Here is a 15608-nt window from a genome sequence, read left to right as displayed (position 1 = left end):
TCAGAACATGCAATAAAGAGACGGAGACCCAATGTCCTCTTTTAACGAAATGATCAAGAACATCACCCCCGATATCTACGAGAGCCTGAAACTGGCCGTGGAAATCGGCAAATGGTCCGACGGTGGCAAGCTGACCGCCGAACAACGCGAGCTGTCGCTGCAGGCGATGATCGCCTGGGAAATCCAGAACCTGCCGGAGGACCAGCGCACCGGCTACATGGGCCCGCAGGAATGCAGCTCGAAGTCGATCCAAGTGCCGAATATCCTGTTCAAGTCGGATGCCATCCATTGATCGAGATTGGCCGCGGTGCAATCAGCAAAATGTCGGCGCGCCTGGACGGGTCGAACGTGCAATACGCATTTCGTCTGGGCGAAACCGAGGTCCCGGTCAATCCGTTGATCGGGACCACGGTGCGCCTGGAATACCTGGGAGCGATCCACTGCACCCATTGCGGACGCAAGACCAAGACCAGTTTCAGCCAGGGTTACTGCTACCCGTGCATGACCAAACTGGCCCAGTGCGACGTGTGCATCATGAGCCCGGAGCGCTGCCACTTCGAGGCTGGCACCTGCCGGGAGCCTGAGTGGGGCCAGAAGTTCTGCATGACCGATCACGTGGTGTACCTGGCCAATTCGTCGGGGGTCAAAGTCGGGATTACCCGCGCCACCCAGTTGCCGACCCGCTGGCTCGACCAGGGAGCGAGCCAGGCCTTGCCGATCATGCGCGTATCGACTCGTCAGCAGTCCGGTTTCGTCGAGGATCTGTTGCGCAGCCAGGTGGCCGACAAGACCAACTGGCGTGCTTTGCTCAAGGGCGATGCGGCGGCGGTGAACCTGGCCGAGGTCCGCGATCAACTGTTCGACAGCTGCGCCGAAGGCTTGCTCGGGTTGCAGCAGCGATTTGGCTTGCAGGCGATCCAGCCGGTGACCGACGTCGAACCGCTGGAAATCCGCTACCCGGTCGAGCAGTACCCGGCGAAGATCGTCAGCTTCAACCTGGACAAGAACCCGATTGCCGAAGGCACGCTGATGGGGATCAAAGGTCAATACCTGATCTTCGACACCGGCGTGATCAACATTCGTAAATACACGGCTTACCAGCTCGCCGTGCATCAGTAAGGACTCCAGCATGCGCACCGAACAACCGAAGATGATCTACCTCAAGGACTATCAGGCGCCCGAGTACCTGATCGACGAAACGCACCTGACCTTCGAGTTGTTCGAGGACCACAGCCTGGTCCATGCGCAACTGGTGATGCGCCGCAACCCCGAGCGTGGCCCGGGCCTGCCGCCGCTGGTGCTGGACGGCCAGCAGCTGGAACTGCTGTCGGTCACTCTTGCCGACCAGGAGCTTGCCGAGGCGCAGTATCAGCTGACCGAGAATCACCTGACCCTGCACCCGACCAGCACCACCTTCACGGTCGATACCAGCGTCCGGATCCACCCGGAAACCAACACCGCGCTGGAAGGCCTGTACAAGTCCGGCACGATGTTCTGCACCCAGTGCGAGGCCGAAGGTTTTCGCAAGATCACCTATTACCTCGACCGCCCGGACGTGATGAGCACCTTCACCACCACGGTCGTCGCCGAACAACACAGTTATCCGGTGCTGCTGTCGAACGGCAACCCGATCGCTTCCGGTCCCGGTGAAGAGGGCCGGCATTGGGCGACCTGGGAAGACCCGTTCAAGAAACCGGCGTACCTGTTTGCGCTGGTGGCTGGCGATCTGTGGTGCGTCGAAGACAGCTTTACCACCATGAGCGAGCGCAACGTGGCGCTGCGCATTTACGTCGAGCCGGAAAACATCGACAAGTGCCAGCACGCGATGAACAGCCTGAAGAAATCCATGCGCTGGGACGAAGAGGTCTACGGTCGCGAGTACGACCTGGACATCTTCATGATCGTCGCCGTGAATGACTTCAACATGGGCGCCATGGAAAACAAGGGCCTCAACATTTTCAACTCCAGCGCCGTGCTGGCCAAGGCCGAAACCGCCACCGATGCCGCGCACCAGCGGGTCGAGGCGATCGTCGCCCACGAATACTTCCACAACTGGTCGGGCAACCGCGTGACCTGCCGCGACTGGTTCCAGCTGTCGCTCAAGGAAGGCTTCACCGTGTTTCGCGATGCCGGTTTCTCCTCGGACATGAACTCGGCCACGGTCAAGCGCATCCAGGATGTGGCGTATCTGCGCACCCACCAGTTCGCCGAAGACGCCGGCCCCATGGCCCACGCCGTGCGCCCGGACAGCTTCATCGAGATTTCCAACTTCTACACCCTGACGGTGTACGAAAAGGGCTCGGAAGTGGTCGGCATGATCCACACCTTGCTCGGCGCCGAAGGCTTCCGCAAAGGCAGCGACCTGTACTTCGAGCGCCACGACGGCCAGGCCGTGACCTGCGATGACTTCATCAAGGCCATGGAAGATGCCAATGGCGTTGACCTGACCCAGTTCAAGCGCTGGTACAGCCAGGCCGGTACACCGCGCCTGGCGGTGAGCGAGTCTTATGACGCGGCGGCGAAAACCTACAGCCTGACCTTCCGTCAGAGCTGCCCGGAAACCCCGGACAAGGTGCAAAAACTGCCGTTCGTGATCCCGGTCGAACTGGGGCTGCTGGATTCCAAAGGGGCAGCGATTGCCCTGCGTCTGTCCGGTGAAACCACCGCGCAAGGCACCTCGCGGGTCATTTCGGTGACCGAAGCCGAGCAGACTTTCACCTTCGTCGACATCGCTGAACAACCGTTGCCGTCGTTGCTGCGCGGCTTCTCGGCGCCGGTGAAATTGAGCTTCCCGTACAACCGTGATCAGCTGATGTTCCTGATGCAACATGACAGCGACGGCTTCAACCGCTGGGATGCCGGCCAGCAGCTGTCGGTGCAGGTGCTGCAAGAGTTGATCGCACAGCAGCAGAAGGGCGAAGCGCTGGTACTCGATCAGCGTCTGGTGGCGGCGTTGCGCACGGTGCTTTCGGATGAGTCGCTGGATCAGGCGATGGTCGCGGAAATGCTCTCTCTGCCAAGCGAGGCGTACCTGACCGAGATCAGTGAGGTGGCGGATGTCGACGCCATCCACAGCGCCCGCGAGTTTGCCCGCAAGCAACTGGCCGATGCCTTGTTCGAAGGTCTGTGGCTGCGTTATCAGGCCAATCGCGAGTTGTCGAAGCAGACGCCGTATGTGGCCGAGGCCGAACACTTCGCTCGCCGCGCGTTGCAGAACATTGCGCTGTCGTACCTGATGCTCAGCGGCAAGCCGGAAGTTGTGGCTGCGACTCTGGAGCAGTTCGATTCGTGCGACAACATGACCGAGCGCCTGACCGCACTTGCCGTGTTGGTCAATTCACCGTTCGAAGCCGAGAAGGCCAAGGCGCTGGCCAGCTTCGCCGAACACTTCAAGGACAACCCGTTGGTCATGGACCAGTGGTTCAGCGTCCAGGCCGGCAGCGTGTTGCCTGGTGGTCTGGAGCGGGTTCGTCAGTTGATGCAGCATCCTGCGTTCAACATCAAGAATCCGAACAAGGTGCGGGCATTGGTCGGTGCGTTTGCCGGGCAGAACCTGATCAACTTCCATGCCGCTGACGGTTCCGGGTATCGCTTCCTGGCGGATTTGGTGATCGAGTTGAATGGCTTCAATCCGCAGATTGCTTCTCGCCAGTTGGCGCCTTTGACTCGCTGGCGCAAGTACGACAGTGCTCGTCAGGCTTTGATGAAGGCGGAGCTGGAGCGGATTCGGGCTTCGGGGCAGTTGTCCAGTGATGTGTTTGAAGTGGTCAGCAAGAGTTTGGCTTGATCTTGGCTTTTGAACTTGGCGGCCTTTGGGCCGACCAGGTTCTTGGTTGGTTGAGTACATATCCGTTTCTTCGGTAACGGCGGCTGGCGGTTTCGCCCTTACGGCGAGTCCCTTTTGGCAAACGCCCGGAGTGCCGGCCCAGCCAAAAGGAACCAAAAGGTCTTGCTCCTTACGTACGGCCCCTCGCTTAGGCTCGGGGTTCCTTCGCTCCGGTATTCATCCGGGGGCATTGCCCTCCGGTCGGCTTCGCTTCGACCTACATGCAATTAGTTCGACTGCGTCGAACGGCGCTGCGCGCCAATCCCCGGATGAACACCTCCACTCAGCCTGCCGAGGGGGCGGGTGGATCAAGATCAAGAGCTGCAGGCGTGCTAACGCTCGGCCTGATGAGTGGTGAGAAGCGACGCGGTGGTGCGGGATGCTCTGCTTTTTGCTTTTCTGTGGGAGCGGGCTTGCTCGCGATGGCGGCCTGCCAGTCGCTTGAATCCTATCTGGTTGCACAAAATTTTCAGAACCCCCATCTACGGCTTTGGCTTTGGCTTTTGATCTGGCTTTTGATCTTTCGCCCCTTCGGCAGGCCGAGCGTAGGTGTTCATCAGTGGGTTAGGCGCGTAGCGCCGTTCGACGAAGTCGAACACATCGAGAGGAGGTCGTCGCGAAGCAGACCGTAGGCGATGCCCCCTGATGGACGCCGTAGCGAGGGAACACCGAGCCTTGGCGAGGTGCCGTACGCCGGGGCGAAGCCTTTTGGTTCCTTTTTGGCGTTTGAAAAAGGGACTCGCTGTAAGAGCGAAATCGCCAGCCGCCGTTACCGCAGAAATGGATATGTACGCCGATTGGAAAAGCAGCCGTTACCGCTGCAACGGATATGTACACCGAACACCGAACACCGGTCACTACCACCCACCACCGAAACCGCAATCACCCCACCTGATACCCAACCATTCAGAACCCCACCCCCATCCCCCCGGTTAACAAAACATAACGTGGCGTCGATTGTCAGACATTAAAAAACACCGATAGGATAGGCCAGCTTCCGAAGGGGCTCTGGATTGCGGGTTTCAGGACTATGCTCTGAAACAGCCGGTCCGGACACGCACCCTTGCGGCGCCCAGTAAGGTTGAGCGACCTAACAATAATAATGGGAGAAGGTCTATGAGTGAGCCTGTCATGGGTGTGGGTATCTGCCGCCCGCCGGCATTACGCAAATTCGCGTTGCTGGCCACAGCGCTCTCGGTGTTGGGTTCTGCCATGCTGTCGGCGCCTGCGCTGGCCACGGCGGCGCCAGCATCCGACGTTGTTTATTCCATTGAATCGGCCAAGGCCGCCAAAAGCCTGATGCTCGATGTCGTCCACGCCGGCAAGCGCCTGGTGGCGGTCGGGGATCGTGGGCACATCCTGTATTCCGATGACCAGGGCGCTACCTGGACCCAGGCCAAGGTCCCGACCCGGGCCCTGCTGACGTCGGTGTTTTTCGTCGATGACATGCACGGCTGGGCCGTCGGCCATGACGCGCAGATCCTCGCCAGCGAGGACGGCGGCGCGACCTGGACCAAGCAATTCGAAGATCTGAAACGCGAATCGCCGCTGCTTGATGTCTGGTTCAAGGACGTCGACAGCGGCTTTGCTGTGGGCGCCTACGGCTCGCTGATGGAAACCACCGACGGTGGCAAGCATTGGGAAGACGCCAGCGACCGCCTGGACAACGAAGACCAGTACCACCTGAACGCGATCGCCGCGGTCAAGGACGCCGGGCTGTTCATCGTCGGTGAGCAGGGCAGCATGTTCCGCTCCGCGGACTGGGGCCAGACCTGGGAGAAACTCGAAGGCCCGTACGAAGGCTCGCTGTTCGGCGTGATCGGTACGGCGCAGTCCAATACGTTGCTGGCCTACGGCCTGCGCGGCAATCTTTACCGTTCCACGGATTTCGGCACCACCTGGGACCAGGTCGAGCTCAAGGCTGAACGTGGCGACCTGGAGTTCGGGCTGTCCGGCGGTACGCTGCTCGACGATGGTTCCATCGTGATCGTCGGCAACGGCGGTTCGGTCATTCGCAGCAGTGACAATGGCGAAACCTTCAAGGTGGTCAACCGTCCGGACCGTATTTCCGTCTCGGCAGTGACTGCGGCAGGCAATGGCAATCTGGTTCTGGCCGGGCAGGGCGGCGTTCGCGTCACTTCGCCAAACGGCACCGAGTCGGGCAAATGAGCCGGGTTAATAATAAGAAGGCGGAGCTATGACTTCCTTGAGTACTCATCACCAGGACAAGGCGACGTTCCTCGAGCGTCTGATCTTCAACAACCGCCCGGCAGTGATCACGATCTGCCTGCTGGTCAGTATTTTTCTGTTCTGGCAGGCGACGCTGATCCGTCCGTCCACCAGCTTCGAAAAAATGATCCCGCTGGAGCACCCCTTCATCCAGAAGATGATGGAGCACCGCAATGATCTGGCAAACCTGGGCAACACCGTGCGGATCTCGGTGGAAGCCACCGATGGCGATATCTTCTCCAAGGAGTACATGGAGACCCTGCGTCAGATCAACGACGAGGTGTTCTACATCTCTGGCGTCGACCGTTCCGGCCTCAAGTCGCTGTGGAGCCCCAGCGTTCGCTGGACCGAAGTGACGGAAGAGGGCTTCGCCGGCGGTGAAGTGATTCCGCAAAGCTACAACGGCTCCCAGGCCAGCCTCGATCTGCTGCGCAACAACGTGCTCAAATCGGGTCAGGTCGGGCGGTTGGTGTCCAACGACTTCAAGTCGAGCATCGTCGACATTCCGTTGCTGGAGTCCTATCCGGACCCGCAGGACCAGGGCAAGCTGCTGGCGCTGGACTATCGCCAGTTCTCCCACGAGCTTGAGGACAAGATCCGTACCAAGTTCGAAGCACAGAATCCGAACGTGAAGATCCACATCGTCGGTTTCGCCAAGAAAGTCGGTGACCTCATCGATGGCCTGGTGATGGTGGTGATGTTCTTCGGCGTTGCCTTCGTCATCACCCTGATCCTCTTGCTGTGGTTCACCAACTGCCTGCGCAGTACCGTCGCCGTGTTGAGTACGACGCTGGTGGCAGTGGTCTGGCAATTGGGCTTGATGCACTTCTTCGGCTTCGGACTCGACCCCTATTCGATGTTGGTACCGTTCCTGATCTTCGCTATTGGTATTTCCCACGGCGTGCAGAAGATCAACGGGATCGCCCTGCAATCGAGTGAGGCGGACAACGCCCTGACGGCGGCGCGTCGCACCTTCCGTCAATTGTTCCTGCCGGGGATGATCGCGATCCTCGCCGATGCCGTGGGTTTCATTACGCTGCTGATCATCGATATCGGTGTGATCCGTGAGCTGGCCATCGGTGCATCCATCGGTGTGGCGGTGATCGTGTTCACCAACCTGATCCTGTTGCCAGTGGCGATTTCCTATGTCGGCATCAGCAAGCGTGCCGTTGACCGCAGCAAAAAGGACGCGACTCGCGAGCATCCGTTCTGGCGCCTGTTGTCGAATTTTGCCAGCGCGAAAGTGGCCCCGGTTTCCATTCTGCTGGCACTGATCGCCTTTGGCGGCGGCCTTTGGTACAGCCAGAACCTGAAAATCGGCGACCTCGACCAGGGTGCCCCGGAGCTGCGTCCGGACTCGCGCTACAACAAGGACAACAACTTCATCATCAACAACTACTCCACCAGCTCCGACGTGTTGGTGGTGATGGTCAAGACCAAGTCCGAAGGCTGTTCGCGCTACGAAGCCATGGCGCCGATCGACGAGCTGATGTGGAAGATGCAGAACACCGAGGGCGTGCAGTCGGCGATTTCCCTGGTGACTGTGTCCAAGCAAATGATCAAGGGCATGAACGAGGGCAACCTGAAATGGGAAACCCTGTCGCGTAACCCTGATGTGCTGAACAACTCCATTGCCCGCGCTGACGGCCTGTACAACAACAGCTGTTCCGTGGCGCCGGTGCTGGTGTTCCTCAACGATCACAAGGCCGAGACCCTGGATCGCGCGGTACATGCGGTGCAGGAGTTCGCCAAGGAAAACAACAAGGAAGGCCTGGAGTTCATCCTCGCTGCCGGTAACGCCGGGATCGAGGCGGCCACCAACGAGGTGATCAAGAAGTCCGAACTGACCATCCTGGTCCTGGTGTACATCTGCGTCGCGGTCATGTGCATGATCACCTTCCGTTCGTGGGCGGCGACTTTGTGCATCGTGCTGCCGCTGGTGCTGACCTCGGTACTCGGCAATGCCCTGATGGCCTTCATGGGTATCGGCGTGAAAGTAGCGACCCTGCCGGTCGTGGCGCTCGGGGTGGGGATTGGCGTGGACTACGGGATCTACATCTACAGCCGCCTGGAAAGCTTCCTGCGTGCCGGCCTGCCGCTGCAAGAGGCGTACTACCAGACACTGAAGTCCACCGGTAAGGCGGTGCTGTTCACCGGTCTTTGTCTGGCCATCGGCGTATGCACCTGGATCTTTTCGGCCATCAAGTTCCAGGCCGACATGGGCCTGATGCTGACCTTCATGTTGCTGTGGAACATGTTCGGTGCGCTGTGGCTGTTGCCGGCACTGGCGCGGTTCCTGATCAAGCCGGAGAAACTGGCGGGGCAGAAGGGCAATTCGTTGTTCGCCCACTGATCCAGGCAGAAATGAAAAAGCCGCAACCTCAGGGTTGCGGCCTTTTTATGCCCGATGGTTTCGCCCTGGAACCTGTGGGAGCGAGCTTGCTCGCGATAGCGGAGTGTCAGCCGCATTGATATCAAACATTAGGCCGCCATCGCGAGCAAGCTCGCTCCCACAGGGTTCTTCGGTGATCAGGCGGGATCGCTGCCGAGCACTACATTCAGCGCGCTGCGGGCATCGTCCAGTTGCACCAGCGTCGCATGCCGTGCGCCGAGGGCGTCGCGGTTTTCGATGGCGGTCAGGATCGCCTTGTGCCGGGGCAGCGCCAGTTCATGCAGGTTCGGCCGCTGGTTTGAATGCTTCAAGGCTTCGGCGATGGCCACCGAGAGCATGTTGCACAGGTTGGCCAGCAAGTCGTTGTGCGTGGCATCGGCGATGCGACTGTGGAAGTCCAGGTCCGGCTGCAACAGCGCCTCCGGCGTCGGTGCGGCTTCCATGCGTTGGTAGGCCTCACCGATGGAGGCGATATCCGCTTCCGTGGCGAATTGCGCGGCGAGGGCGGCAGCGGCCGGTTCGATGATGCTGCGCACGCTGGTCAGCAGGTCGAAAAACTGATTCTGCGGACTGCTCTGCATCAACCAGTGCAGTACGTCCGGATCGAGCATGTGCCAGTCCTTGCGCGGCTTGACCACGGTGCCGACCCGCGGGCGGGAATACACCAGGCCCTTGGCGACCAGTACCCGGGTGGCTTCACGCAGCACCGGCCGGCTGACCGCATATTCTTCGCACAACAGCGCTTCGGCGGGCAGTTTGTCGTCGGGCAGGAAACGTCCCGAGACGATCTGCATGCCCAGTTCCTGGACGATGCGCGAGTGCATGCTTTTGCGGTCGGAGGGTTTGCGGTAATCCATGGGAAACGGCACGGTCCTGTGCGAAGAGGTGTCGCGCATGATAGCAGGCGCGGCGAATCGACTGTAGGAGCGAGCTCGCTCGCGATGGACGTTAACGATAACGTGGGGAACCTGACACCCCGCGGCGGTCTCGGGTCCATCGCGAGCAAGCTCGCTCCTACAGGGGGGAGGCGGTGTCAGTGGGAGTGGCGCGGCACCTCGGCCCCACGGCAACCGACCAGGAAGTCGAAGTCGCAACCCTGGTCCGCTTGCAGCACGTGGTCGATGTACAACTGACGATACCCACCGACGATCAGGTTCTGTGGCGGTTGCAGATCGGCCATGCGCGCGGCCAGCTCGGTGTCCGCAATATCCAGGTGCAAGCGGCCGCTGGCGCAATCGAGTTCGATCCAGTCGCCTTCCTTCACTGCGGCCAGCGGACCGCCGGCAGCGGCCTCCGGAGCGACGTGCAGCACAACCGTGCCGTACGCCGTGCCACTCATGCGCGCATCGGAAATACGCACCATGTCCGTCACACCCTGGGCCAAGAGCTTGGCCGGCAGGCCCATGTTGCCCACTTCGGCCATGCCCGGATAACCCTTCGGCCCGCAGTTCTTCATCACCAGGATCGAGTTGGCATCCACGTCCAGTTCCGGATCGTTGATCCGTGCCTTGTACATGTCGAAGTTCTCGAACACCACCGCACGGCCGCGATGCTGCATCAGTTCGGGCGTGGCGGCGGACGGCTTGAGCACAGCGCCCAGCGGTGCCAGGTTGCCGCGCAATACACAGATGCCGCCATCGGCGCGGATCGGGTTGTCGAGTGTGCGGATCACTTCGTCCTCGCCATAGATCGGCGCGTCCCTGGTGTTCTCGCCGATGGACTTGCCGTTGACGGTCAAGGCGTTCGGGTTCGGGATCAGGTTGGCTTCACCGAGGCGACGCAGCACCGCCGGCAAGCCACCGGCGTAATAGAACTCTTCCATCAGGAAGCGCCCGGACGGTTGCAGGTCGACGATGGTCGGCATGCCGCGACCGATACGGGTCCAGTCATCCAGGTCCAGTTCGACGCCGATGCGCCCGGCGATGGCTTTCAGGTGGATCACTGCGTTGGTCGAACCGCCGATGGCGGCATTGACGCGGATGGCGTTTTCGAAGGCTTCCTTGGTGAGGATCTTCGACAGCTTCAAGTCTTCGCGCACCATCTCCACGGCACGCATGCCGGACATGTGCGCCAGCACATAACGGCGCGCGTCCACGGCCGGAATCGCCGCGTTGTGGGGCAGGGAGGTGCCGAGCGCTTCGGCCATGCAGGCCATGGTGGAGGCGGTGCCCATGGTGTTGCAGGTACCGGCCGAGCGGGACATGCCGCCCTCGGCCGCGAGGAAATCGTCGATGCTGATGGTGCCGGCCTTGACCTGTTCGCTGAGCTGCCAGACCACGGTGCCAGAGCCAATGTCCTTGCCCTTGTGCTTGCCGTTGAGCATCGGCCCGCCGGTGACGACGATCGCCGGCACGTCGCAACTGGCGGCGCCCATCAGCAGGGCCGGGGTGGTTTTGTCGCAACCGGTCAGCAGCACTACGCCATCGATCGGGTTGCCGCGAATGGCTTCTTCCACGTCCATGCTCGCCAGGTTGCGGGTGAGCATGGCGGTAGGGCGCAGGTTCGATTCGCCGTTGGAGAACACCGGAAACTCCACCGGGAAGCCCCCGGCCTCGATCACTCCGCGTTTGACGTGCTCGGCAATCTGGCGGAAGTGCGCGTTGCACGGGGTCAGTTCCGACCAGGTGTTGCAGATGCCGATGATCGGTTTGCCATGGAACTGGTGGTCGGCGATGCCCTGATTCTTCATCCAGCTGCGGTACATGAAGCCGTTCTTGTCGGCGGTGCCAAACCATTGGGCGGAGCGCAGGGTGGGTTTCTTATCAGACATGATCGATTCTCTTATTGTATGACTATATTGTTCAAGCTGAGGCGTAACATAAGCGCAAATTGTGCGCTTTGGAAGTGTTGTTGAGTAAATAGTATTACTATATAGTCCGCTCAAACGGAGGGATGGCCCTGGCGAATTCTTCGCGAGAGGCGTCCCCCGAGGTTCTATAACAACAACAATCGGAGACCGTTCTCATGAGCCAGGAACTGCGGCTTATCCGCCGCATCACGCTGAAACTGATTCCCTTCCTGATCCTGCTGTACCTGATCGCCTATGTGGACCGCTCCGCGGTCGGCTTCGCCAAATTGCACATGGGCGCAGACATCGGCCTGGGCGATGCCGCCTACGGTCTTGGCGCCGGGTTGTTCTTCATCGGCTACTTCCTGCTGGAAATCCCCAGCAACCTGATGCTCGACCGCTTCGGCGCACGGCGCTGGTTCGCGCGGATCATGGTCACCTGGGGCGCCATCACCATCGGCATGGCCTTCGTCCAGGGGCCGAACAGCTTCTATGTGATGCGCTTTTTGCTCGGCGCCGCCGAAGCCGGGTTCTTCCCGGGCGTTCTGTACTACATCACCCAATGGTTCCCGGTGCGCCATCGCGGCAAGATCCTCGGGCTGTTCATCCTGTCGCAACCCATCGCAATGATGATCACCGGCCCGGTGTCCGGTGGCTTGCTGGGCATGGACGGTGTATTGGGGCTGCACGGCTGGCAGTGGCTGTTCATCGTCATTGGCGCCCCGGCGATCCTGTTGACCTGGCCGGTGCTGCGTTACCTGCCGGACGGCCCGCAGCAAGTGAAGTGGATGGACCAGGCGGAAAAGGATTGGCTCAGTGGCGAACTGAAAAAGGATCTGGACGCGTACGGCCAGACCCGCCATGGCAATCCGTTGCACGCCCTCAAGGACAAGCGCGTTCTGCTGTTGGCGCTGTTCTACCTGCCGGTGACCCTGAGCATCTATGGCCTGGGTTTGTGGCTGCCGACTCTGATCAAGCAGTTCGGCGGCAGCGACCTTGTGACCGGATTCGTCTCGGCGGTGCCGTACATCTTTGGCATCGTTGGGTTGCTGATCATCCCGCGCAGTTCCGACCGCTTGAACGACCGCTACGGCCACCTTGCCGTGCTGTACGTGCTGGGTGCGATTGGCCTGTTCCTCAGCGCCTGGCTGTCGGTGCCTGTACTGCAACTGGCGGCGTTGTGTCTGGTGGCGTTCGCACTGTTCTCCTGCACGGCGGTGTTCTGGACCTTGCCGGGCCGCTTTTTCGCCGGTGCCAGTGCGGCGGCGGGGATTGCGTTGATCAACTCGGTGGGCAACCTCGGCGGTTACCTCGGTCCATTCGTGATCGGCGCACTCAAGGAATACACCGGCAACCTGGCTTCGGGCCTGTACTTCCTGTCGGGGGTGATGGTGTTCGGGCTGGTGCTGACCGGTGTGGTGTATCGCTTGCTGGAACGCAAACACGTGTTGCCAGCCGATCAATTTGCAGCAAGTGCACGTGGGGCTTCGCGCACCTGACAGGAAACAGCAAATCACCACGGACCCTGTGGGAGCGGGCTTGCCCGCGATAGCAATCTGTCTGGTACATCAATGTTGAATGTGCCGCCGTCATCGCGGGCAAGCCCGCTCCCACAGGGAGTCGTGTTTGCCCAGGTTCTGGGTTAACAGGAGAAAATTCATGCGTTTGGTTCAGTTCGAATTGAGTAACGGCGAACGCCGTGTCGGCGTTGTCGAGGCGGGTCTGGTCCGTGAAGTACAGGACGCGCGCACCGTTCGCGATCTGGCATTGGCAGCGATCGAGGCGGGCGCAAGCCTTGAGCAACAGGTACAGAGCCTGGGGCTGGGGATCAGCCATGACTACGGCCAACTGCTGACGCAACGGCGCATTCTGCCGCCCCTGGACCATGCGGACCCGGCACACATGCTGATCAGTGGCACGGGCCTGACGCATCTGGGCAGCGCCTCGGCCCGGGACAAGATGCACCAGCAAAGTGGCGACGAAACCGCGATGACCGACACCATGCGCATCTTCAAATGGGGCGTGGAGGGCGGTAAGCCGGCGGTGGATGAAGCCGGTGTGCAGCCGGAGTGGTTCTACAAAGGCGATGGCGGCATCGTCGTGCGGCCAGGTCAACCTTTTCCGCTGCCACCGTTTGCCGAAGATGCCGGAGAAGAGCCGGAGATCAGTGGCCTGTACGTGATAGGTCATGACCGCAAACCCTATCGCCTGGGCTTTGCCGTGGGCAACGAGTTCTCCGATCACGTCATGGAGCGCAAGAACTACCTGTACCTGGCTCATTCGAAACTGCGCAGCTGCAGCTATGGCCCGGAACTGCGGGTCGGCGAACTGCCGCAGCATCTGGCGGGCACCAGCCGCATCCTGCGCGACGGCGAAGTGCTGTGGCAAAACGAGTTTCTCAGTGGCGAGGCGAACATGTGCCACAGCCTCGCCAACCTCGAATTCCATCATTTCAAGTACAGCCAGTTCCTGCGCCCGGGGGATGTGCACATTCACTTCTTCGGCACTGCGACCCTGTCCTTTGCCGATGGCATTCGCACGCAACCGGGTGACGTGTTCGAGATCACCCAGGCCGAATTCGGCGCACCGTTGATCAACGGTATCGCACCCGTCGCAGCGGCTTTCGAGCCCGGCACCGTCGGCACACTTTGAGGACTTACCCATGACCCGGATTCTTGGTCACAACTACATCGGCGGCCAACGCAGCGCTGCCGGTAGCATCAAGTTGCAGAGTGTCGATGCAACAACGGGCGAGGCTTTGCCCCACGACTTTTATCAGGCGACAGCGCAGGAAGTCGCTGCAGCGGCCACCGCGGCGGCGAGCGCGTATCCGGCCTATCGCAGCCTGAGTGCGGAACGACGGGCGCAGTTTCTCGATGCGATTGCCGATGAACTGGATGCCCTCGGCGATGATTTTGTCGCTGTGGTTTGCCGCGAAACGGCGCTGCCCGCAGGCCGGATTCAAGGCGAGCGTGGACGCACCAGCGGCCAGATGCGCCTGTTTGCCAAAGTCTTGCGTCGCGGTGATTTCTACGGCGCACGGATCGACCGGGCGTTACCGGAGCGTCAACCGTTGCCGCGTCCGGACCTGCGTCAATACCGTATCGGCCTCGGGCCGGTGGCCGTGTTCGGTGCCAGCAACTTTCCATTGGCGTTCTCCACCGCTGGCGGCGATACCGCATCGGCACTCGCCGCCGGATGTCCGGTGGTGTTCAAGGCCCACAGCGGTCACATGGCCACGGCCGAGCAGGTGGCCGATGCAATCCTTCGTGCCGCCGAGAAAACCGGCATGCCGGCAGGCGTGTTCAACATGATCTACGGCGCGGGTGTCGGTGAGGCACTGGTCAAGCATCCGGCGATTCAGGCCGTGGGTTTCACCGGTTCGCTCAAGGGCGGTCGAGCCTTGTGCGACATGGCCGCGGCACGTGCGCAACCGATTCCGGTGTTCGCCGAGATGTCGAGCATCAACCCGGTGATCGTGTTGCCCGAGGCGTTGCAGGCGCGGGCGGATACGATCGCCCGGGACCTCACGGCGTCGGTGGTCCAGGGTTGCGGGCAGTTCTGCACCAATCCCGGTTTGGTGATTGGCATTCGCTCTGCTTCGTTCAGCGCATTTGTGCAGCAAGTGGCCGGGTTGATGGGGGATCAGCCGGCGCAAACCATGCTCAATGCCGGAACCCTGAGCAGCTATGGCCAGGGCTTGCAGAAGCTTCTCGCGCATTCGGGAATTGAACACCTGGCCGGCAATCCGCAGCAGGGCAATCAGGCACAGCCGCAGTTGTTCAAGGCCGATGTCAGCTTGCTGATCGACGGCGATGAAGTGCTCCAGGAGGAAGTGTTCGGTCCGACCACCGTGGTGGTTGAAGTGGCCGATCACGCGCAACTGATGGCCGCCTTGAACGGCCTGCACGGCCAATTGACCGCCACCCTCATCGGCGAGCCGGCGGACTTCGAGTCGTTCACCGGGCTGACTGCGATGCTGGAACAGAAGGTCGGACGCATCCTGCTCAATGGCTACCCGACGGGCGTGGAGGTCTGTGATTCGATGGTCCACGGCGGGCCTTACCCGGCAACGTCCGATGCGCGTGGTACGTCGGTGGGCACACTGGCCATCGATCGTTTCCTGCGGCCGGTGTGCTTCCAGAACTACCCCGACAATTTGCTGCCGGATGCGCTGAAGAATGGTAATCCGCTGCGTATCCAGCGACTGGTGGATGGGCAGTCGTCCCGCGAGGCACTCTAGCGACTGACCACAATCCCTAATGAAATGGCTCCCCCCTCACACCCTGTGATCACTCTCTAAGCTTTCACAGGGTGTCTTTCGGAGGCTATTGCCATGAACAACGTTGCCATTGTCGCTATCGATCTAGGGA

10 protein-coding genes are annotated in these 15608 nt (G+C 60.9%); 8 read left to right on the top strand and 2 right to left on the bottom strand.

The annotated features are described in order from the left end of the window. The first annotated feature begins 31 nt into the window (after positions 1-31). The 5 genes from AC3WTM_RS22300 to AC3WTM_RS22280 all read left to right on the top strand — a co-directional run bounded on the left by AC3WTM_RS22300 (position 32) and on the right by AC3WTM_RS22280 (position 8408). Entirely contained in the window at positions 32-292 is a 261-nt protein-coding gene (locus AC3WTM_RS22300; RefSeq protein WP_053158810.1) for a YeaC family protein, read from the top strand. Continuing rightward, on the top strand, positions 289-1119 hold the full coding sequence (locus tag AC3WTM_RS22295) for a DUF2797 domain-containing protein (RefSeq protein WP_102671988.1): 831 nt from the start codon (positions 289-291) through the stop codon (positions 1117-1119). The genes AC3WTM_RS22300 and AC3WTM_RS22295 overlap by 4 nt, the downstream gene beginning before the upstream one ends. A gap of 10 nt (positions 1120-1129) precedes the next feature. After that, entirely contained in the window at positions 1130-3787 is a 2658-nt protein-coding gene (pepN, locus tag AC3WTM_RS22290) for an aminopeptidase N (RefSeq protein ID WP_102671987.1), read from the top strand. A 1155-nt stretch (positions 3788-4942) separates the two neighbouring features. Continuing rightward, positions 4943-5995: a WD40/YVTN/BNR-like repeat-containing protein gene (locus AC3WTM_RS22285; protein WP_102671986.1), complete on the top strand. Its 1053-nt coding sequence runs from the start codon at positions 4943-4945 to the stop codon at positions 5993-5995. Between the two features lie 28 nt (positions 5996-6023). Next, positions 6024-8408: an efflux RND transporter permease subunit gene (locus AC3WTM_RS22280; RefSeq protein ID WP_102671985.1), complete on the top strand. Its 2385-nt coding sequence runs from the start codon at positions 6024-6026 to the stop codon at positions 8406-8408. A 176-nt stretch (positions 8409-8584) separates the two neighbouring features. On the opposite strand, the gene AC3WTM_RS22275 is transcribed toward AC3WTM_RS22280, so the two are convergent. Next, entirely contained in the window at positions 8585-9304 is a 720-nt protein-coding gene (locus AC3WTM_RS22275) for a FadR/GntR family transcriptional regulator (RefSeq protein ID WP_032829613.1), read from the bottom strand. Between the two features lie 176 nt (positions 9305-9480). Then, positions 9481-11217: an IlvD/Edd family dehydratase gene (locus AC3WTM_RS22270; protein ID WP_057715018.1), complete on the bottom strand. Its 1737-nt coding sequence runs from the start codon at positions 11215-11217 to the stop codon at positions 9481-9483. 194 nt (positions 11218-11411) lie between these two features. Here AC3WTM_RS22270 and AC3WTM_RS22265 point away from each other — a divergent pair, with 194 nt between their 5' ends. The 3 genes from AC3WTM_RS22265 to AC3WTM_RS22255 all read left to right on the top strand — a co-directional run bounded on the left by AC3WTM_RS22265 (position 11412) and on the right by AC3WTM_RS22255 (position 15478). Next, on the top strand, positions 11412-12734 hold the full coding sequence (locus tag AC3WTM_RS22265; RefSeq protein ID WP_090455022.1) for an MFS transporter: 1323 nt from the start codon (positions 11412-11414) through the stop codon (positions 12732-12734). A gap of 160 nt (positions 12735-12894) precedes the next feature. Further along, a complete protein-coding gene (gene araD1, locus AC3WTM_RS22260) occupies positions 12895-13887 on the top strand; it encodes an AraD1 family protein (RefSeq protein WP_102671983.1) in 993 nt (330 codons plus the stop codon). Positions 13888-13897: 10 nt separating this feature from the next. Continuing rightward, positions 13898-15478, top strand: coding sequence for an aldehyde dehydrogenase (NADP(+)) (locus AC3WTM_RS22255; protein ID WP_102671982.1), 1581 nt, complete (start codon positions 13898-13900; stop codon positions 15476-15478). The last annotated feature ends 130 nt before the right edge of the window (positions 15479-15608 follow it).

The organism is Pseudomonas sp. EU05-FHT14B02 (assembly GCF_058791055.1).
This window is presented reverse-complemented; position numbering and strand designations above follow the sequence as displayed.